This window comes from Microbacterium sp. T32 (genome assembly GCF_001619615.1).
In the GTDB taxonomy this organism is placed as follows: domain Bacteria; phylum Actinomycetota; class Actinomycetes; order Actinomycetales; family Microbacteriaceae; genus Microbacterium.
Map to the genome: position 1 here is coordinate 156,075 of NZ_LQQP01000009.1, position 19,777 is coordinate 175,851.

Annotated in this window: 19 protein-coding genes; 17 read left to right on the top strand and 2 right to left on the bottom strand. The window is 69.3% G+C overall.

Translation table 11 applies throughout. The features are described from left to right. Positions 1–3 precede the first annotated feature (3 nt). The 8 genes from AVW09_RS05090 to AVW09_RS05125 all read left to right on the top strand — a co-directional run bounded on the left by AVW09_RS05090 (position 4) and on the right by AVW09_RS05125 (position 6,069). Positions 4–927 carry an FtsQ-type POTRA domain-containing protein gene (locus tag AVW09_RS05090; RefSeq protein WP_082822822.1) on the top strand — a complete coding sequence of 308 codons (924 nt, stop codon included), beginning with the start codon at positions 4–6 and terminating at the stop codon, positions 925–927. Between the two features lie 150 nt (positions 928–1,077). Further along, positions 1,078–2,256, top strand: a complete 1,179-nt coding sequence (ftsZ, locus tag AVW09_RS05095) for a cell division protein FtsZ (RefSeq protein WP_063256982.1) — start codon at positions 1,078–1,080, stop codon at positions 2,254–2,256. 64 nt (positions 2,257–2,320) lie between these two features. After that, positions 2,321–3,004, top strand: a complete 684-nt coding sequence (locus AVW09_RS05100) for a YggS family pyridoxal phosphate-dependent enzyme (RefSeq protein WP_063256983.1) — start codon at positions 2,321–2,323, stop codon at positions 3,002–3,004. A gap of 31 nt (positions 3,005–3,035) precedes the next feature. Beyond that, positions 3,036–3,506, top strand: a complete 471-nt coding sequence (locus tag AVW09_RS05105; RefSeq protein ID WP_063256984.1) for a cell division protein SepF — start codon at positions 3,036–3,038, stop codon at positions 3,504–3,506. A 6-nt stretch (positions 3,507–3,512) separates the two neighbouring features. Beyond that, positions 3,513–3,815 (top strand): YggT family protein, encoded by a 303-nt coding sequence (locus AVW09_RS05110; protein ID WP_022877736.1) that lies wholly within the window; start codon positions 3,513–3,515, stop codon positions 3,813–3,815. A 123-nt stretch (positions 3,816–3,938) separates the two neighbouring features. Beyond that, the gene (locus AVW09_RS05115; protein ID WP_063256985.1) at positions 3,939–4,550 is read left to right on the top strand and encodes a DivIVA domain-containing protein; all 612 of its coding nucleotides are present in this window, start codon (positions 3,939–3,941) and stop codon (positions 4,548–4,550) included. A 9-nt stretch (positions 4,551–4,559) separates the two neighbouring features. After that, positions 4,560–5,144: a signal peptidase II gene (gene lspA / locus AVW09_RS05120; protein ID WP_063256986.1), complete on the top strand. Its 585-nt coding sequence runs from the start codon at positions 4,560–4,562 to the stop codon at positions 5,142–5,144. Position 5,145: 1 nt separating this feature from the next. After that, complete coding sequence (locus AVW09_RS05125; protein WP_063256987.1) at positions 5,146–6,069, top strand: RluA family pseudouridine synthase; 924 nt, start codon at positions 5,146–5,148, stop codon at positions 6,067–6,069. A gap of 6 nt (positions 6,070–6,075) precedes the next feature. On the opposite strand, the gene AVW09_RS05130 is transcribed toward AVW09_RS05125, so the two are convergent. After that, on the bottom strand, positions 6,076–6,549 hold the full coding sequence (locus AVW09_RS05130) for an NUDIX domain-containing protein (RefSeq protein WP_063256988.1): 474 nt from the start codon (positions 6,547–6,549) through the stop codon (positions 6,076–6,078). Positions 6,550–6,659: 110 nt separating this feature from the next. Between AVW09_RS05130 and dnaE the strand changes: the two genes are divergently transcribed. From dnaE to AVW09_RS05155, 5 genes are all read left to right on the top strand, one after another. Beyond that, a complete protein-coding gene (gene dnaE, locus AVW09_RS05135; RefSeq protein WP_063257063.1) occupies positions 6,660–10,124 on the top strand; it encodes a DNA polymerase III subunit alpha in 3,465 nt (1,154 codons plus the stop codon). Between the two features lie 98 nt (positions 10,125–10,222). After that, entirely contained in the window at positions 10,223–11,509 is a 1,287-nt protein-coding gene (locus AVW09_RS18190) for a hypothetical protein (RefSeq protein ID WP_231901775.1), read from the top strand. Positions 11,510–11,572: 63 nt separating this feature from the next. Further along, entirely contained in the window at positions 11,573–12,874 is a 1,302-nt protein-coding gene (gene hisD / locus AVW09_RS05145; protein ID WP_063256989.1) for a histidinol dehydrogenase, read from the top strand. Positions 12,875–12,886: 12 nt separating this feature from the next. Continuing rightward, positions 12,887–13,378 (top strand): transcriptional regulator NrdR, encoded by a 492-nt coding sequence (gene nrdR, locus AVW09_RS05150; protein ID WP_063256990.1) that lies wholly within the window; start codon positions 12,887–12,889, stop codon positions 13,376–13,378. Positions 13,379–13,388: 10 nt separating this feature from the next. Beyond that, positions 13,389–14,414, top strand: coding sequence for a quinone-dependent dihydroorotate dehydrogenase (locus AVW09_RS05155; RefSeq protein ID WP_063256991.1), 1,026 nt, complete (start codon positions 13,389–13,391; stop codon positions 14,412–14,414). A 94-nt stretch (positions 14,415–14,508) separates the two neighbouring features. Here the strand turns inward: AVW09_RS05155 and AVW09_RS05160 are convergent, their stop codons facing one another. Continuing rightward, positions 14,509–15,081 (bottom strand): DUF3043 domain-containing protein, encoded by a 573-nt coding sequence (locus AVW09_RS05160; RefSeq protein ID WP_022878531.1) that lies wholly within the window; start codon positions 15,079–15,081, stop codon positions 14,509–14,511. A 46-nt stretch (positions 15,082–15,127) separates the two neighbouring features. Here AVW09_RS05160 and AVW09_RS05165 point away from each other — a divergent pair, with 46 nt between their 5' ends. The 4 genes from AVW09_RS05165 to ctaD all read left to right on the top strand — a co-directional run bounded on the left by AVW09_RS05165 (position 15,128) and on the right by ctaD (position 19,776). Then, complete coding sequence (locus AVW09_RS05165; protein ID WP_063256992.1) at positions 15,128–16,522, top strand: dipeptidase; 1,395 nt, start codon at positions 15,128–15,130, stop codon at positions 16,520–16,522. Positions 16,523–16,594: 72 nt separating this feature from the next. Beyond that, positions 16,595–16,960, top strand: coding sequence for an iron-sulfur cluster insertion protein ErpA (gene erpA / locus AVW09_RS05170; RefSeq protein ID WP_022878533.1), 366 nt, complete (start codon positions 16,595–16,597; stop codon positions 16,958–16,960). A 168-nt stretch (positions 16,961–17,128) separates the two neighbouring features. After that, the gene (ctaC, locus tag AVW09_RS05175; RefSeq protein ID WP_082822824.1) at positions 17,129–18,010 is read left to right on the top strand and encodes an aa3-type cytochrome oxidase subunit II; all 882 of its coding nucleotides are present in this window, start codon (positions 17,129–17,131) and stop codon (positions 18,008–18,010) included. 2 nt (positions 18,011–18,012) lie between these two features. Beyond that, positions 18,013–19,776: an aa3-type cytochrome oxidase subunit I gene (gene ctaD / locus AVW09_RS05180; protein ID WP_063257065.1), complete on the top strand. Its 1,764-nt coding sequence runs from the start codon at positions 18,013–18,015 to the stop codon at positions 19,774–19,776. Position 19,777: the final 1 nt, after the last annotated feature.

Genomic DNA, 19,777 nt, shown 5'->3' on the forward strand with positions numbered 1-19,777 from the left:
GCCGTGCGCCGGCCCTCGCCCCTGCCCCCGACGCCGGGGTCGCACCCCGCCGAGCCGCCCCTCGCGCCGCGGGACGCCCCCGCTCGCGGTGAACGCCCCGCGGACGTCGTCCCTCTGCCGCTCCCGTTCGCGGACGAGCCGTCGATCGAACCGGATGCCGCTGACACGGGCCTCCGGGACGTGTGGCGCGCCTCGCGGGCGCGGCGTCGGGCGCTGCGTGCCGAGGTGCGGCGCTTCACCGTCCGCCAGCGTCGTCGCCGGCGGATCTGGGTCGGCGTCGCGATCGCTTTCGTCGTGATGGTGCTCGGCACCGCGGGCGCCGCGTACAGCCCGCTGTTCGCGGTGGAGCGCGTGGACGTCGTGGGGACGTCCCAGCTGGATGCCGCCGCCGTCGCGGACGCGCTCAAGGGCCAGGTCGGCACGCCTCTCGCGATGGTCGACGACAGCGCGGTGAAGGCTGCGCTCGTGCGGTTCCCGCTCGTGGAGTCGTACACGCTCGAGGCGCGGCCGCCCCACGACCTCATCGTGCGGATCGTCGAGCGCACCCCCGTCGGCGTCGTCCAGACGCCCGCGGGCTTCACCCTCGTGGATGCCGCCGGCGTCGTGCTGTCCACGACTCCCACCGCCCCGGCCGGCCAGCCGGTCCTCGACATCTCCGGGGGAACGCAATCCGACGCGTTCCGCGCGGCCGGCCGCGTCGTGCGCGCTCTGCCCGATGGCATCCGTTCCCAGGTGACGGCTGTCTCCGCCTCGACGCCGGACGACGTGACCCTTACCCTCGGGGCGACCGGGTCGAAGGTCGCGTGGGGGAGTGCCGACCGCTCGGCGGAGAAGGCGCGTGTCCTCGACCTGCTGATGCAGAAGAGCCCGCCCGATCGCACCAAGGAATACGACGTCACGTCGCCCGAGGCCGGCGTCATCCGCTGATCCGCGACGGGATAACCCGACACGCCGCGTGTCGGTCCGGCCGAGCCGGAACCGCCGCCTACCTTCGAGCTAAGGAATTGCATACCGGGCAATTCTTTAACCCTCAACATGAGGTTTAGAGTTTCAGGTTCGGGGATAACGGAGGCCGGCATGAGCCAGAACCAGAACTACCTCGCCGTCATCAAGGTCGTCGGTGTGGGCGGAGGCGGCGTCAACGCCGTCAACCGCATGATCGAGCTGGGCCTGCGCGGCGTGGAGTTCATCGCGATCAACACCGATGCACAGGCGCTGCTGATGAGCGACGCCGACGTCAAGCTCGACGTCGGGCGCGAGCTCACGCGCGGCCTGGGTGCCGGTGCCGACCCCGAGGTGGGCCGTCGCGCCGCCGAGGACCACGCGGAGGAGATCGAGGAGGCGCTGCGCGGCGCCGACATGGTCTTCGTGACCGCGGGCGAGGGTGGCGGAACCGGCACGGGTGGCGCACCGGTCGTGGCGAAGATCGCCAAGTCGATCGGGGCCCTGACCATCGGTGTCGTCACGAAGCCGTTCTCGTTCGAGGGCCGTCGTCGTCAGAGCCAGGCCGAGGCCGGTGTCGGACGCCTGAAGGAGGAGGTCGACACGCTCATCGTGGTGCCGAACGACCGCCTCCTCGAGATCAGCGACCGCGGCATCTCGATGATCGAGGCGTTCGCGACGGCCGACCAGGTGCTCCTGGCCGGTGTGCAGGGCATCACCGACCTCATCACGACCCCCGGTCTCATCAACCTCGACTTCGCCGACGTCAAGTCGGTCATGCAGGGCGCGGGCTCCGCGCTCATGGGAATCGGCTCCGCGCGCGGCGCGGACCGTGCGATCAAGGCCGCGGAACTCGCCGTCGAGTCGCCGCTCCTCGAAGCCTCCATCGAGGGAGCGCACGGCGTCCTGCTCTCGATCCAGGGCGGATCGAACCTCGGCATCTTCGAGATCAACGACGCCGCCCAGCTGGTGAAGGAGGCCGCGCACCCCGAGGCCAACATCATCTTCGGAACCGTCATCGACGACACCCTCGGCGACGAGGTCCGTGTCACGGTCATCGCGGCCGGCTTCGACGGCGGCGAGCCGTCGCTGCGCATCGACCCCGTCGGTGCCCAGCGTCCGGTGGCCGTTCCCGCGGTGCCGGCGATCCCCGCCGACGACGTGGCGCGCGACCTCAGCGCCGCCGAGGAGCAGAAGGCGCAGACGCCGGAGCGCACGCCCGAGCCGGCACCGGTGGCCGCTCGCGTCCCCGACACGTCCTACGACTCCGGCTTCGCCGACGACGACCTGGACGTGCCCGACTTCCTCAAGTGACGACGAACGACTGATGCAGCGGGTCCGGTGACACCGGGCCCGCTGCGTCGTCGAAGGAGGACCCATGGATGCCGCTCTCGCCGACCGCCTCGCCCACGTCGACGCGCGGATCGTCGACGCCGCCCGCTCCGCCGGACGCGACCCCGCCGAGATCACCCGCATCGTGGTGACGAAGTTCCACCCGGTCTCGCTCATCACCGACCTCTACGCGCTCGGCGTCCGGGACGTGGGGGAGAACCGCCAGCAGGAGCTCACCGCCAAGCATCACGAGGTGGGTGGCCTCGACGGCCTCCGCTGGCACTTCATCGGCCAGGCCCAGACCAACAAGGCGCGCGCCGTGCGAGCGGCATCCGACGCGGTCCATTCGGTGGACCGCACCCGCATTGCGGATGCCCTGGATGCCGCGGACGACGGCTCCCGCCTGGACGTGCTGCTCCAGGTGAACCTGACCGACGACCCCGGTCGCGGCGGCGTCGCGCAGTCCGAGGTGGAGGCTCTCGCCGCCTACGTCGCCGCTCTCGAGAGCCTGCGCGTGCGGGGCGTCATGGCCGTCGCGCCGCTCGACGAGGACCCCGCCCGTGCCTTCGAGCGTCTGCGGCACTGCGCCGACGCCGTGCGGCGTGTCGTTCCCGACGCGACCTGGATCTCGGCCGGAATGACGGGCGATTTCCCCGAGGCGATCGCGATGGGCGCGACACACCTACGGATCGGTTCGGCAATCACGGGTCCGCGACCCCCTCGCGACTAGCCTCGAAACAGACGAGCGAACGGAGGATGCGATGTCGAACCCGCTCAAGAAGACGATGGTGTACCTGGGCCTCGCCGACGAGGAGGAGACCTATGAGGAGACCGCCCCGCAGCCGGTCGCGCGCAAGCAGTCCGTGCAGCCCGCGCCGGTCGAGAAGGCCGCTCCGGTGACCCCGCTGCACCGCCCCGCCGTGGTGCGCCAGCCGGCCGCCGGCCCGGTGAGCGAGATCCTCACGGTGCACCCCAAGCAGTACCGCGACGCGCAGACGATCGCCGAGAACTTCCGCGAGGGGATCCCGGTCATCATCAACCTGTCGCAGATGAGCGACGCCGACGCGCGCCGCCTGATCGACTTCGCGAGCGGCCTGTCGCTCGGTCTGTACGGACGCATCGAGCGGGTCACGAGCAAGGTCTTCCTGCTCTCTCCCGAGAACATCGCCGTCTCCGGTGACGGTGCGATCGCGCAGGCCGACCCCGAGGGCTCGCCCTTCGCGTCCCAGTAAGCGATCGTGGCCGTCCTGAGCCTGGTCGGCTCCATCCTCAGCGCGCTGCTTTTCATCTACATCGTTCTGCTCCTGGCCCGGTTGGTCCTGGAGTACATCCCGATGTTCAACCGCGAGTGGCGTCCCCGAGGCGCCATGCTGGTGGTGGCCGAGATCGTCTACACCGTGACGGACCCACCCATCCGGCTCCTCCGGCGGGTGATTCCGCCGCTGCGCATCGGCGGCATCGCGATCGATTTCGCGTTCGCCATCACGATGTTCGCGTGCTTCCTGCTCCTCAGTGTCACGCGGTCGCTCGCCGCTCTGTGACCCCCGCATAGCCGTCGCCCTTCGACACCGAAGAAGGGCGGCGGCTATGCTGTTCCGAAGCGGTGTGCCCCGGTGCGACACCCCCCCACGTTCCGATTCAGAGCTCTCGAAAGAGGAAACACCATGGCACTGACCCCCGATGATGTCGTCACCAAGCAGTTCCAGCATGTGCGTTTCAAGGAGGGCTTCGACCCCGACGAGGTCGACGACTTCCTCGACGAGATCGTCGTCGAGTGGCGCAAGACGATCGCCGAGAACGAGGAGCTGAAGGCCAAGCTCGCCGCGTTCGAGTCCGGTGAAGCCGCCCCCGCGGCGCCGGTCGCCGAGGCGCCCCAGGCCGAAGAGCCCGTCGTCTCCGAGGTGCCCGCCCCGGCTGCGGCCCCGGCCGCCGAGTCCGACGTGGCCCCCGCCACGCAGAGCGCCGGCATCATCGAGCTGGCCCAGCGCCTGCACGACGAGCACGTCGCCGAGGGCAAGGCGCAGCGCGACCAGCTCATCTCCGAGGCCCAGGCGCAGGCGGCATCCATCGTCGCCGACGCTGAGAAGCAGGGACGCGAAGAGCGTGCCCGCCTGGAGAAGGAGCGCACGGTCCTCGAGGGCCGCATCACCGAGCTGCGCAACTTCGAGCGCGACTACCGTTCGCAGCTGCGTTCCTACATCGAGGGTCAGCTCCGCGACCTCGACACGGCCGGTTCGTCGTCGGGCTCGACGCCCGTCTCGGCGATCGGTCTGTAGGCCGACTCTTTGCGCAGTCGATCTCCTCTGCGTTCGGCGGCGGCCGGCGCCCTCGTCGCGATTCTCGCGGCGACGGTGCTGGCCGCCGACCAGTTGGCGAAGGCAGCGGCCATCGCCGGCCTTCCCCCGGAGCGGGTGGTGCCGATCCTCGGCGACTTCCTGCAGTTCTATCTCGTCCGAAACCCGGGGGCGGCGTTCTCGCTCGGTGAGGGCGTCACCTGGATCTTCACGATCGCGCTCGCGGTCGTGGCGGTCATCATCCTGTTCCTGGCCGTGACCCGGGTGCGTTCGCGCCTGTGGGCGGTCGTGCTCGGGCTGCTGCTGGGCGGTGTGCTCGGCAACCTCAGCGACCGTCTCCTGCGGGCGCCGGGCTTCCCGGTCGGTCACGTCGTGGACTTCATCTCGACGCCGTGGATGATGCCGGCGATCTACAACGTCGCCGACATGTTCATCGTGACGATGATGATCTCCGTCGCCCTCCTCGTGCTCCTGGGCCTGCGGCTCGACGGCACGCGAGAGAAGCGCGGTTCCCGCGACGCCGAGGTCGCCGCCGACGAGCCGGTCGAGACGCCCGGCGAGCAGGGCGCGCGCTGACATGGACTCGCGGAGTCTGCCCGTTCCCGACGGGCTCGAGGGAGCGCGCGTCGATCAGGCCCTGGCCAAGATGCTCGGCTTCTCGCGCACGTTCGCGGCGGAGGTGGCCGACGCCGGGGGAGTGAGCGTCGACGGCCGCACCGTCGGACGCTCCGACCGCCTGCGCGCGGGGGCCTGGCTCAACGTCGAGTGGGAACCGAAGCGCGACCCCGAAGTGATCCCGGTCGAGGTCCCCGACCTCGGGATCGTCTGGGACGACGACGACATCGTCGTGGTCGACAAGCCCGCCGGCGTCGCGGCGCACCCCTCCGTCGGATGGGAAGGGCCGACCGTGCTCGGTGCCCTCGCGGCCGCCGGTTTCCGTATCGCCACGAGCGGTGCCGCGGAGCGCCGCGGGATCGTGCATCGGCTCGACGTCGGCACGAGCGGCCTCATGGTCGTCGCGAAGACCGAGCGCGCGTACACGCTGCTCAAGGCGGCGTTCAAGGACCGGACGGTCGACAAGATCTACCACGCCGTGGTCCAGGGGCACCCGGATCCGCTTGCGGGCACCATCGACGCCCCGATCGGGCGGCACCCCCACCACTCGTGGAAGTTCGCCGTCACTCCCGACGGCAAGGATTCCGTCACGCACTACGAGACGCTCGAGGCGTTCCCGCGTGCGTCGCTGCTCGAGATCCATCTCGAGACGGGCCGCACGCACCAGATCCGCGTGCACATGGCGGCGCACCGCCACCCGTGCGCGGGCGATCCGCTCTACGGCGCGGACCCCACGCTGTCGGCGCGGCTCGGTCTCACGCGGCAGTGGCTGCACGCGCATCGGCTGGCCTTCACGCACCCCGCCACGGGGGAGTGGGTGGGCTTCGAGTCGCCCTATCCGGCGGATCTGCAGCACGCACTCGACGTCCTGCGCGACGGCGTCTGACGCGGGTCAGCGTCCGCCCTCGAACCTCGCCGGCCCGGGCGTCAGCGCCGCGGACACGCGCGCCGACATCTCGGCATCCAGGATCCCGTCGATCCCGGAGATCGGATGCCACCCGACCTCGGTCATCTCGCCGTCGACCGGCTCGGGTTCGCCGTCGATCCACGTGCACGCGAAGGTCAGGTCGAGGTAATCGCTCTGGTCGCCGTTGGCGTAGGTGACGCGGGGGATCTGGTGCACCCACGCGAGACGTTCCACCCGGATGCGGACGCCGGCCTCCTCCTCGGCCTCGCGCGCCGCGGCATCGGCCGGTTCCTCGCCCGGGTCGACGATGCCGGTGATGGGGGTGAGCCGGCCGGTGTCGCTGCGGCGACCCAGCAGCACGTCGTCGCCGCGCACGATCACGGCGGTCACGCCGACGAGGGGGAGCGGGCTCGTGCCGACGTGACGGCGGAGCTCCAGGACGAAGTCGGGTGTGGGCACGCGCCCACGTTAGCCCGGGCCGCCTTCGATCGGATGTCGGAGGGGGAACGTACACTCGACGGGTGGCAGCAGACTCCTTCGTTCACCTTCACGTGCACAGCGAGTACTCCATGCTGGACGGCGCCGCGCGCATCGGTCCCATGGTGCAGCAGGCGGTCAAACTGGGCATGCCGGCGATCGCCGTGACCGACCACGGCAACACGTTCGCGGCCTACGAGTTCTACAAGACGGCGAAGGATGCCGGCATCAAGCCGATCATCGGCATCGAGGCCTACGTGACCCCCGGCACCCACCGCTCCGACAAGTCCCGCGTGCGGTGGGGAACCCCCGAGCAGCAGAGCGACGACGTGTCGGGTTCCGGCGCGTACACGCACATGACGCTGCTGTCCGAGACCACCGAGGGCATGCACAACCTGTTCCGGCTCTCGTCGCGGTCGAGCATGGAGGGCTACTACTTCAAGCCCCGCATGGACCGCGAGCTGCTGCAGACGTACAGCAAGGGCCTCATCGCGACGACCGGGTGCCCCTCGGGCGAGGTCCAGACGCGCCTCCGGCTCGGCCAGTACGACGCCGCCAAGGCGGCGGCGGCCGAGTTCCAGGACATCTTCGGCAAAGACAACTACTTCGCCGAGATCATGGATCACGGCCTGTCGATCGAGCGTCGGATCATGTCCGACCTGCTCCGGATCGCGAAAGAACTCGACATCCCCCTGGTCGGCACCAACGACCTCCACTACACGCACCAGCACGACGCCACGAGCCACGCGGCTCTGCTCTGCGTGCAGTCCGGCTCGACGCTCGACGACCCCAAGCGCTTCAAGTTCGACGGCGACGGCTACTACGTCAAGTCCGCCGCCGAGATGCGGCAGGTCTTCCGCGACAACCCCGAAGCCTGTGACAACACGCTCCTCATCGCCGAGCGCTGCGAGGTCGAGTTCAACACTTCGGCCAACTACATGCCGCGCTTCCCGGTCCCCGAGGGTGAGACCGAGGGCAGCTGGATGATCAAAGAGGTCGAGAACGGCCTCCACGACCGCTACCCGGGCGGCATCCCGGATGCCGTGCGCAAGCAGGCCGAGTACGAGACCGACGTCATCCTGCAGATGGGGTTCCCGGGCTACTTCCTCGTGGTCGCCGACTTCATCAACTGGGCCAAGAACAACGGCATCCGGGTGGGTCCCGGACGTGGTTCGGGTGCCGGCTCGATGGTCGCGTACGCCATGAAGATCACCGACCTGGATCCGCTGCAGCACGGCCTGATCTTCGAGCGCTTCCTGAACCCCGACCGCGTCTCCATGCCCGACTTCGACGTCGACTTCGACGATCGTCGTCGTGGCGAGGTCATCCAGTACGTGACCGAGAAGTACGGCGACGAGCGCGTCGCGCAGATCGTCACGTACGGCACGATCAAGGCCAAGCAGGCGCTCAAGGATGCCGGTCGTGTGCTGGGCTTCCCCTTCAGCATGGGCGACAAGCTCACCAAGGCCATGCCCCCGGCGGTGATGGGCAAGGACATGCCGCTCGACGGCATGTTCAATCCCGAGCACCCGCGCTACAAAGAGGCGAGCGAGTTCCGCACGCTCATCGAGACCGACCCCGAGGCCAAGACCGTGTTCGACACGGCGCTCGGGCTCGAGAACCTCAAGCGCCAGTGGGGTGTCCACGCCGCCGGCGTCATCATGTCCAGCGAACCGCTGATCGACATCATCCCGATCATGCGCCGCGAGCAGGACGGCCAGATCGTCACGCAGTTCGACTACCCGGCGTGCGAGTCGCTCGGCCTGATCAAGATGGACTTCCTGGGGTTGCGCAACCTCACGATCATCAACGACGCGCTCGACAACATCGAGGCCAACCGCGGGCACCCGCTGGTGCTGGAAGACCTCGCGCTCGATGACGCCGAGTCCTACGAACTGCTCGCCCGCGGCGACACGCTGGGCGTGTTCCAGCTCGATGGCGGACCCATGAGGTCGCTGCTGCGCCTCATGCGCCCCGACAACTTCGAGGACATCTCGGCGGTGCTCGCGCTCTACCGCCCGGGCCCGATGGGCGTCAACTCGCACATCAACTACGCGCTGCGCAAGAACAAGCAGCAGGAGATCGAGCCGATCCACCCCGAGCTCGAGGAGCCGCTCGCCGACATCCTCGACACGACTTACGGTCTGATCGTCTATCAGGAGCAGGTCATGGCCGTCGCGCAGCGCGTCGCCGGCTACACGCTCGGTCAGGCCGACCTGCTCCGGCGCGCGATGGGCAAGAAGAAGAAATCCGAGCTCGACAAGCAGAAGGAGATCTTCTTCGGCGGCATGACCGAGCGCGGCTTCGGCGAGGAGGCGCAGCAGACGCTGTGGAAGGTGCTCGAGTCGTTTGCCGACTACGCCTTCAACAAGGCGCACACCGCCGCGTACGGACTCGTGTCGTACTGGACGGCGTACCTCAAGGCGCACTATCCCGCCGAGTACATGGCCGCGCTCCTCACCAGCGTCGGCGACTCGAAGGACAAGATGGCGGTGTACCTCAACGAGTGCCGCCGCATGGGGATCCGGGTGCTCCCGCCCGACGTCAACGAGTCGATCCGCTTCTTCGCGGCCGTCGGTGAAGACATCCGTTTCGGTCTCGGCGCGGTCCGCAACGTCGGTGCGAACGTCGTCGACGGGATCGTCGCGGCGCGTCAGGATGCCAAGTACACGTCGTTCCACGACTTCCTGGCCAAGGTGCCGCTGCACGTGGCGAACAAGCGCACGGTCGAATCGCTGATCAAGGCCGGGGCCTTCGACTCGCTGGGCTCCACGCGTCGCGCACTGATCGAGATCCACGAGGATGCCTGCGAGGGCGCCGTGCTCGACAAGCGGCGCGAGGCCAATGGCGAGGTCGGCTTCGACTTCGACTCGCTGTGGGACGAGCCGCAGCAGGTCGAGAAGGTGCCCGAGCGGCCCGAGTGGACGAAGAAGGACAAGCTCGCGTTCGAGCGCGAGATGCTCGGCCTCTACGTCTCCGATCACCCGCTCGCGGGGCTCGAGGTCCCCCTCGCGAAGCACGCGTCCACGTCGATCCATGACCTGCTCGCCTCGGACGACGTGCAGGACGGAGATCAGGTCACCGTCGCGGGCCTTCTCACCAGCGTGCAGCACCGGGTGGCGAAGCAGAGCGGCAACCCGTACGGCATGGTCACCGTGGAGGACTTCAACGGCGAGGTGACCGTGATGTTCATGGGCAAGACGTACGCGGAGTTCGCCCCGGTGCTGCAGGCCGACTCGATCCTCGTCGTCCGCGGGCGTGTGTCCCGCCGCGACGACGGACTCAACCTGCACGCGCAGTCGGCCTTCACCCCCGATCTCGAGGGCTTCGACGCCCTGAGCGGTCTCACACTCGTCGTCCCCGAGCAGCGTGCGAACGAGACGCTCGTGAGCGAACTCGCCCAGATGCTGCGGCGGCATGCCGGTGACACGGAGGTGACTCTCAAGTTGCACAAAGGTGGGACCGCCAAGGTCTTCGAGGTGCCGATGCCGGTGCGTGTGACGGCTGACCTGTTCGGAGAACTCAAGGGACTCCTCGGTCCCAACTGTCTGGGCTGACGCGTGGCGCGCGTTGTCAACCCGGGGTGCTTCCCGACTCGACGACGTCAGTCTCACAATGACGACGGGTGCCGAGGCGCCCGAACGAAAGGACCATCGTGACCGATCGCTACGACGACTCGCCCGTGGAGAACGCGGGCTCGCCGGCGGAGGAATCCGCCCGCTGGCCCGACCCCGCGGCCCCCGAGGCCGCGGCATCCGAGCCGCGTGCTTCACGCTCCGCCACCGACACCGGTGACATCGACGACGTCTTCGCCCCGACGCCGAGCGTCGACGCACGGGCGCACGTCAACGCGCGCCGCGCGACGCACACCGAACTGCCGGATGCCGACGCCCACGCGCAGTCCGAGGCGCCGGCGCCACGCGACGGCGACGCGCCGCAGTACGGCGTCGGGCCGTTCTCGGTGCGCGAGGTGTCGCTGCTCGGCATCTGGGCTGTGCTCTTCATCGTCTCGTTCTTCCCCCTCAACAACCTCCCCCCGAACGTCCGCGTGCTCGGGGGCGGCTCGAACGTCTGGCTCTCCAACCTGTGGTGGATCCCCACGGTGGCTCTCCCCACGATCGCGGTCGGTCTCCTGGCTCTGCGCCGTCTCTCCCCGCAGGGCATCCGTCGGGTCGGCTCGCTCGGTATCGACCAGTTCGCCTCGGTGGCGTTCTCCGTCGCGGCGCTGGTGTGGGTCGCGTGGGTGTGGGACACCGTGTCCATCGCCGCCGACACCGGGCTCTGGTCGCGCACCTGGGTGGTCTGGGTGGGGGCCGTCCTCACCCTGGCCGGCGTCGTCCTGACGGTCTTCGCGCCGATCATCCCGCCGTTCGAGCAGGACTTCCAGGGCCGCCCAGAGGTCGCCGCGCACCGCAACGCGCGGCCTGTCCGTGCGGTCGTGAAGCGCCCGGCGCGTCCGCGTCCCGTGCGGTCGACCCCGGCCGTCGCACCCGCCGGACACGAGCACGCGGAGCACGGTCACGAGGCTCACGAGCACACGGCGTACGAGCAGGACGCGGCCGCCGAGCGCGGCCCGGTTCCCGGGAGCTACACCGGCTCCACCGATCTGCCCCACGCGAACGAGGCGGAGCCGGCGACGTCCGTCTTCCCGACGCACGGCGACGCGCACGACACCGACGTGATCGGCGCGTCGGCCGACTCCGCGCACGTCTCGGAGCACTCCGGACACGACGCCGCGCCGCGTCACCCGCAGCCCCAGGCGTTCTGGGCGCTGGCACCCGACGAACGCGAGGTCGTGGACGACTACGGCACGCCGATCTTCCGCGTCGGACCCACCGCGTGGGCGCTCGTGATCGAGGACCGCGGTGAGACGTTCGTGATCCGTCACGACGACGGTCGGATCGGCTACCTGCACGACGTCCGGGGCGTCACGCGCGGCTGAGCACCCCCTGCGAGCCGCCCGCGCCACGGCGGGCGGCTCGTCGTCGACCGGTAGCCTGGAACCATGCTCCGCACCATCGATCTGCGCGGCCGCGTGCTCTCGCCGGCCGAGTTCCTCGCCGTCGTACCCCGGGCTGATGCAGCCCGTGACGAGGCCCTCGCCACCGCCGCCCGTATCGTCGACGATGTCGCCCGTCGGGGCGAGGAGGCGCTGCGCGAGCAGGCCGAGAGATTCGACCGCGTCAGCGACCACGCCATCGCGGTTCCCGCCGCACACCTCGACGAAGCCCTCGCCGAGCTCGATCCCGGCATCCGGGACGCGCTCGACGAGGCGATCCGCCGCGTGCGTGCCGCGTCCGCGGCCCAGATCCCCGCGCCGACGGTGACCGAGCTCGGTCCGGGTGCGCGTGTCACGCAGCGCTGGCAGCCGGTGCGCCGTGTCGGGCTATATGTGCCGGGCGGCAAGGCTGTCTACCCGTCCAGCGTCGTGATGAACGTCGTGCCCGCGCAGGTCGCGGGTGTGCGCGAGGTCGCACTCGCGTCCCCGCCGCAGGCCGAGTTCGGCGGTCGCGTCCACCCGGTGATCCTGGCCGCCGCGAAGCTCCTCGGTGTGACGGAGGTCTACGCGATGGGCGGTGCCGGCGCGATCGGCGCGTTCGCCTTCGGGGTCTCCTCGCTCGGGCTCGACCCGGTCGACGTCGTCACGGGGCCGGGCAACAACTTCGTCGCCTCCGCGAAGCGTGCGGTCGCGGGCCGGGTCGGGACCGATTCCGAGGCGGGAGCGACCGAGATCCTCATCGTCGCCGACGGCGCGGCCGATGCGGCGCTGGTCGCCGCCGATCTCGTCAGCCAGGCCGAGCACGACGAGCAGGCCTCGGCCGTGCTCGTGACCGACAGTCCCGAGCTCGCCGAGGCGGTGCGCGCGGCGCTCGAGCCACGCGTCGCCACGACGCGCCACGCCGAGCGTGTGCGCGCGGCGTTCGGTGGTCCGCAGTCCGCGATCGTGCTGGTCGACGACATCGCGCAGGCGACGGCATTCAGCAACGCCTATGCGCCCGAACACCTGGAGCTCCACCTCGCCGATCCCCGCCCCGAGGACTTCGTCAACGCGGGCGCCGTGTTCGTCGGCCCCTACACCCCGGTGAGCCTGGGCGACTATCTCGCCGGCAGCAACCACGTCCTACCGACCGGCGGTCAGGCGCGCTACGGCTCGGGGCTGTCGGCCGCGACGTTCCTGCGCCCCCAGCAGGTCGTCGAGTACGACCGCGCCGCGCTGGCGGCGGTGCACGAATCCATCGTGACCCTCGCCGAGGCCGAAGCCCTGCCCGCCCACGGCGAGGCCGTCACGGCACGCTTCGCCGACTGATCGAGGTTTCCCATGCACTGCCCGTTCTGCCGCAACCCCGACTCCCGCGTCATCGATTCGCGAACGAGCGACGACGGCCTCAGCATCCGTCGCCGTCGGCAGTGCCCGAAGTGCGGCGGTCGCTTCTCGACCGTCGAGACCGCGAGTCTCAACGTGATCAAGCGCTCCGGCGTCGTCGAACCGTTCAGCCGCGAGAAGGTCATGTCGGGCGTCCGGAAGGCCTGCCAGGGGCGGCCGGTCACGGATGCCGATCTCGCCATGCTCGCGCAACAGGTCGAGGAGGCGATCCGTCAGACCGGATCGTCGCAGATCGAGGCGAACGAGATCGGCCTGTCGATCCTCGGGCCGCTGCGCGAACTCGACGAGGTGGCGTATCTGCGTTTCGCGAGCGTCTATCAGGCCTTCGAATCGCTGGACGACTTCGACGCCGCGATCGCGCAGTTGCGGGCCGATCATGCCGCACGTCCCTCCGCGACGCCCGTCGCGGCGGACGACGTCCAGTAGCCTGGCGGGGATGTATCCCCTTCTCTTCCGCTCGGTCCTGAGCCGCCTCGACCCCGAGTTCGCGCACCATCTGGGTGCCCTCGTCATCCGCGCCGCGGGCGTCGGGCCGGTGGCATCCCTCGTCCGCACGGCCACGGCGGCCGACCCGTCGCTGCGCGTCCGGGCGCTGGGCCTCGAGTTCGAGTCGCCGTTCGGCGTCGCGGCGGGCTTCGACAAGAACGTGACGATGGTCCGCGGGCTGCGCGCGCTGGGCTTCGGTCACGTCGAGGTGGGGACCGTCACCGCACTTCCGCAGCCGGGCAATCCGAAGCCGCGCCTCTTCCGTCTGGTGGCCGACCGCGCGGTGATCAACCGCATGGGCTTCAACAACCAGGGTGCCCAGGCCGCGGCTCGGCGGCTCCGCGCGCTGCGCCGCTCCCGCCGTCGCCCCGTCATCGGCGTGAACATCGGGAAGAGCCGGGCGGTCGCCGTCGAGGATGCCACGACCGACTACGTCCGCAGCGCGCGACTGCTGGCGCCCCTGGCCGACTACCTCGTCGTCAATGTCTCGTCGCCGAACACGCCCGGCCTCCGCGGCCTGCAGGCCGTCGAGACCCTGCGACCGCTGCTGACGGCCGTGCTCGACGCGGCCGGCACCACACCGCTGCTGGTCAAGATCGCTCCCGACCTCGCCGACGACGAGGTGGGTGACATCGCGCGACTCGCCGTCGACGTGGGCCTGGCCGGAATCATCGCCACCAACACGACCATCGGCCGCGAGGGTCTGCGCACCCCGGCGGCGGCCGTCGAGGCCGCCGGTGGCGGTGGGCTGTCCGGGGCGCCGTTGAAGCAGCGCGCGCTCGACGTCCTCGACCTGGTGCGCGCCGCCGTCCCGGCGGACTTCGTCGTCATCTCGGCCGGGGGAGTGGAGACCGCCGCCGACGTCCGCGAACGGCTCGCACACGGCGCGACGCTCGTCCAGGGCTACACGGCGTTCCTCTACCGCGGCCCTCTCTGGGCGCGTCAGATCAACCGGGGGCTGGCTCCGCGCCGGTGACGCCCACCGGGGCGCGGCACGTCGTACTGCACGCCCGGGAAAGACGCCGACGGCGGCGGATCCCGAGGGACCACGCCGCCGCCGTAGGGAAACGTCAGGCCGGGTACTGGCCGCGCTTCACCTGCGCCTTGGGCAGGCGCATGAAGCGCATCTGCACGGTGCGCATCGCCGCGTACCAGCCGAGACCCTTCTCGACCTTGCTCTCGCCGAACTTCGCCTTCGCGGCGCGCTTCACGCGGATCGACGTGATGATCATGTCGCCGATGACGAAGAGGATGAAGATCCACAGCGCCACGAACGACCAGTACTGGAAGAAGCCGTTCGGGATGAGAGTGAGCACGATCACGAGCACCATGAAGGGCATGACGCCCTCGCCGAGGTGCCACCCGGCGTCGACGAAGTCGCGCGCGAACCGACGCTGCGGACCCTTGTCGCGCACGGGCAGGTACCGCTCGTCGCCGGCGGCCATGCCGACGCGGGCCTTCTCGCGCTGAGCGGCGAGTTCGGCGCGGGCGCGGGCCTTCGCCTCCTTGGTGTCGGCCACCAGGGGACGCTTGCGAGCGGCCTCCTGCTCGGCCCGAGACGGCGTCGCACGCCCCTTGCCCGAGGCGGTGACATCCGACGCGACGGGGGCGTCGTTCGGGACGGGGGCGGGGGACTTGGCCACGGATAACCTCGAGAGCTCACTGGATCGGAGACTTAAGATTACCCGCATGACCCCTGACCTGTCCCGGCAGGATGCCGTGCGCGCCACCGCGTCCGACGGCATCCCCGCAGCCCTCGCCGATCTCGGTGCGCTCGTGCGCATCCCCTCCATCGCCTGGCCGGCGTTCGACCAGTCCGCGGTGGTGCGCAGCGCCGACGCCGTCGCCGAGCTGCTGCGCGGCACCGGCGTCTTCGAGCGCGTCGAGGTGGCGCGCTCCACGATCGCCGACGGCGACGAGCTCGGACAGCCCGCCGTCCTGGCATCCCGTCCCGCTCGCAACGGCCGACCGACCGTCCTGCTGTACGCCCACCACGACGTCCAGCCCCCGGGCGACGAAGCGCTCTGGGATTCGCCGCCCTTCGAGCCGACGGTCCGCGACGGCCGCCTGTACGGACGCGGTGCCGCGGACGACAAGGCCGGCGTCATGGTGCACGTCGGCGCGATTCGCGCTCTCGCGGAGGCGCTCGGCGACGACCTCGACCTGGGCATCGCGGTGTTCATCGAGGGAGAGGAGGAGTACGGCTCGCGTTCGTTCGCGCAGTTCCTCGTCGACCACGCCGACGTCCTCCGCTCCGACGTGATCGTGGTGGCCGACTCGGGCAACTGGGACGATCGCACGCCCGGTCTCACGGTGTCGCTGCGCGGCAACGCGCGCTTCACGCTCACGGTGCGCACCCTCGCGCACGCGTCCCACTCGGGGATGATGGGCGGCGCGGTCCCGGATGCCATGCTCGCCACCGTCAAGCTGCTCGCGACGCTGTGGGACGACGACGGCGCCGTGGCGGTCGAGGGGCTCGCGGTCCGCGACGCCGAGACCCCCGAGTACGACGAGGCGACTCTCCGTGCCGAGTCGGGCCTCCTCGACGGCGTCTCGCCGATCGGGCGCGACAGCATCCTCAGCCGCATCTGGAACAAGCCCTCCGTCACCATCACCGGATGGGATGCCACCCCCACCGAGGCGGCATCCAACACTCTGGCCCCCGAGACGCGGGTGGTCATCAGCGCGCGCGTCGCGCCCGGGCAGTCGGCGCACGAGGCGTTCGCCGCGATCGAGGCACACCTCCGCGCCCACGCTCCCTTCGGCGCGCAGCTGGAGTTCAGCGACATCGACTGCGGCGACGCCTTCCTCGTGGACACCGGCGGGTGGGCCGTCGAGGACGCGCGCGCGTCCTTCGCCGAGGGATACGGGGTGGATGCCGTCGACGTCGGTATCGGCGGATCGATCCCGTTCATCGCCGACCTGGTCCGCGAGTTCCCCGAGGCCCAGATCCTCGTCACCGGTGTGGAGGACCCGCACGCCCGCGCACACAGCCCCAACGAGTCGCTGCACCTCGAGACCTTCAGCAACGCCCTCGTCTCGGAGGCGCTGCTGCTCGAGCGGCTGAATCGCCGCACCGTCTGATCGGACCCGCGGGGGCGAGGCGGGCGTAGAATCGTCCCGTCCCCGCGACCGAACGACCCGAAGGGCCACGCCATGACCGACACCACACTGTCGACGAACGCCGTCACCCGCGAGCACGGAGTCGCCCTGACCGACGCCGCCGCCGACAAGGTGAAGAGCCTGCTCTCCCAGGAGGGCCGTGACGACCTCCGGTTGCGCGTCGCCGTCCAGCCCGGCGGATGCTCGGGCCTCATCTACCAGCTCTACTTCGACGAGCGGTACCTCGACGGCGACAAGGTTGCCGACTTCGACGGCGTCGAGGTCATCGTCGACGACATGAGCGTGCCGTACCTCGACGGTGCGAGCATCGACTTCAAGGACACGATCTCGGAGCAGGGCTTCACCATCGACAACCCCAATGCGCAGGGTTCTTGCGCGTGCGGCGACAGCTTCCACTGACGCTTCGACACGACGCTCCGGCACCGAATTCGATGCCCCCGGTTTTGGCGGATCACACCGCGAAAACCGGGGGTTTTCGATTGTTCGGCACTGGACGATTGGCCAGAGAACAGTAAGAGGTTGCTCTAGACTGTCGAGAGCAACATCCACGACCCGGAAAGGTGCACTGTGCCCTCCAAACGTCGCCTTCGTTGGGCAGCCGTCCCCGTCGGGATCGCTTCCGTCGCACTCCTTGCCGGCTGCAGCACCTCGCAGCTTCACGGGTTCCTCCCCGGGTTCGTGGATGACGGAACGCCCGCGACGAACCACACCGACATGGTCGCCGGTCTGTGGGTCAACTCGTGGATCGTGCTGCTCGCGGTGGGTGTCATCACGTGGGGCCTCATGCTGTGGGCCGTCATCGCCTACCGCCGCCGCAAGGGCCAGACGGGGCTGCCGGTGCAGCTGCGCTACAACATGCCCGTCGAGATCTTCTACACGGTCGTCCCGCTGATCCTCGTGGTCGGGTTCTTCGCCTTCACGGCCCGCGACCAGAACACGCTCGAGACCCAGTACGACAACCCCGACGTGTCGATCACGGCCTACGGCAAGCAGTGGGCTTGGGACTTCCAGTACAACGGCAAGAACGAAGACAACTCCGACGCCGTCTACTCGATGGGCGTCCAGGCCAAGGCGACCTCCGACGGCTACGACCTGCAGGACGTGCCGACGCTGTACCTCCCCGTCAACAAGACGGTGAAGATCGACCTCCGCTCGCGCGACGTCATTCACTCCTTCTGGATCATCGACTTCCTCTACAAGAAGGACATGTACCTCGGCCGCGAGAACGAGTGGTCGTTCACACCCACTCGTGAGGGCACCTACGAGGGCAAGTGCGCCGAGCTCTGCGGTGAGTACCACTCCGCGATGCTCTTCAACGTCAAGGTCGTGAGCGAGGCAGAGTACGAGTCGTACCTCGACTCGCTCCGCGCCGCCGGCGACGTGGGCGACATCAGCGACCTGTCCCGCCTGCAGAACCTCAACACGGCCGGTGCCGAAGGGAACAAGTGATCATGGCCACGACGCTTCCGCTCCAGGGCACGGGTCCTTCGCGCCCCACGACGCTGCCGCCCCGGCAGGCCGCTCTGCTGAGCAGCACCCGGGTCGAACAGAAGGGCAACCTGGTCGTCAAGTGGATCACCTCCACCGACCACAAGACGATCGGGTACATGTACCTGATCTCGTCGGTGCTCTTCTTCATGCTCGGCGGTGTGATGGCGCTCATCATCCGCGCTGAGCTCTTCGAGCCCGGCATGCAGATCGTGGCGACGAAGGAGCAGTACAACCAGCTCTTCACGATGCACGGCACGATCATGCTGCTGATGTTCGCGACCCCGCTGTTCGCGGGCTTCGCCAACGCGCTGCTGCCGCTGCAGATCGGTGCGCCCGACGTGGCGTTTCCGCGTCTGAACGCCTTCGCGTTCTGGCTCTTCCTCTTCGGCTCAACGATCGCGGTGTCCGGCTTCCTCACCCCGCAGGGTGCGGCCGGGTTCGGTTGGTTCGCGTATCAACCGCTGGCCAATGCGAGCTTCTCGCCGGGCGTCGGTGGAAACCTCTGGATGCTCGGTCTGGGCATCAGCGGTTTCGGCACGATCCTCGGTGCGGTCAACTTCATCACCACGGTCCTCACCATGCGCGCGCCCGGCATGACCATGTGGCGGATGCCGATCTTCTCGTGGAACACGCTCATCACGAGCATCCTGATCCTGCTCGCCTTCCCGGTCCTCGCCGCGGCCATCTTCGCCGCCGCCGCCGACCGCGTGCTGGGCGCCCAGATCTACAACCCGGAGAACGGTGGCGTGCTGCTGTGGCAGCACCTGTTCTGGTTCTTCGGTCACCCCGAGGTGTACATCATCGCGCTGCCGTTCTTCGGCATCGTGTCCGAGATCTTCCCCGTGTTCAGCCGCAAGCCGATCTTCGGGTACAAGACGCTCGTCTACGCCACGATCGCGATCGCGGCCCTGTCGGTCGCCGTGTGGGCCCACCACATGTACGTCACGGGCGGCGTGCTCCTGCCGTTCTTCGCGCTCATGACGATGCTCATCGCGGTGCCGACCGGCGTGAAGATCTTCAACTGGATCGGTACGCTCTGGCGCGGTTCGGTGACGTTCGAGACGCCGATGGTCTTCGCGCTCGGCTTCCTGGTGTCCTTCGTCTTCGGTGGTCTGACCGGCGTGATCCTCGCGTCGCCGCCGCTCGACTTCCACCTGTCGGACTCGTACTTCGTCGTCGCCCACTTCCACTACGTGGTGTTCGGCACGGTCGTCTTCGCGATGTTCGCCGGCTTCTACTTCTGGTGGCCGAAGTGGACGGGCAAGATGCTGAACGAGCGTCTCGGCATGGTGCACTTCTGGATGCTGTTCATCGGCTTCCACATGACGTTCCTGATCCAGCACTGGCTGGGTGTCGACGGCATGGTCCGCCGGTACGCCGACTACGCCGCCGCGGACGGATTCACGTGGGGCAACCAGCTCTCTACGATCGGATCCATGATCCTCGGCGCCTCGATGATCCCGTTCCTGCTCAACGTCTGGATCACGGCCCGCAAGGCTCCGCGTGTGACCGTGGACGACCCGTGGGGTTACGGTGCCTCGCTCGAGTGGGCGACCTCGTGCCCGCCGCCGCGTCACAACTTCACGTCCATCCCGCGTATCCGCAGTGAGCGTCCCGCGTTCGACCTGAACCACCCCGAGGCCGGTATCCCGGTCGGTGTGGGGCCGGCAAAGGACGCCCCCGACGCGCCCGTCGTCGACGCGGCCGCTGGAGAGGTCAAGTAAC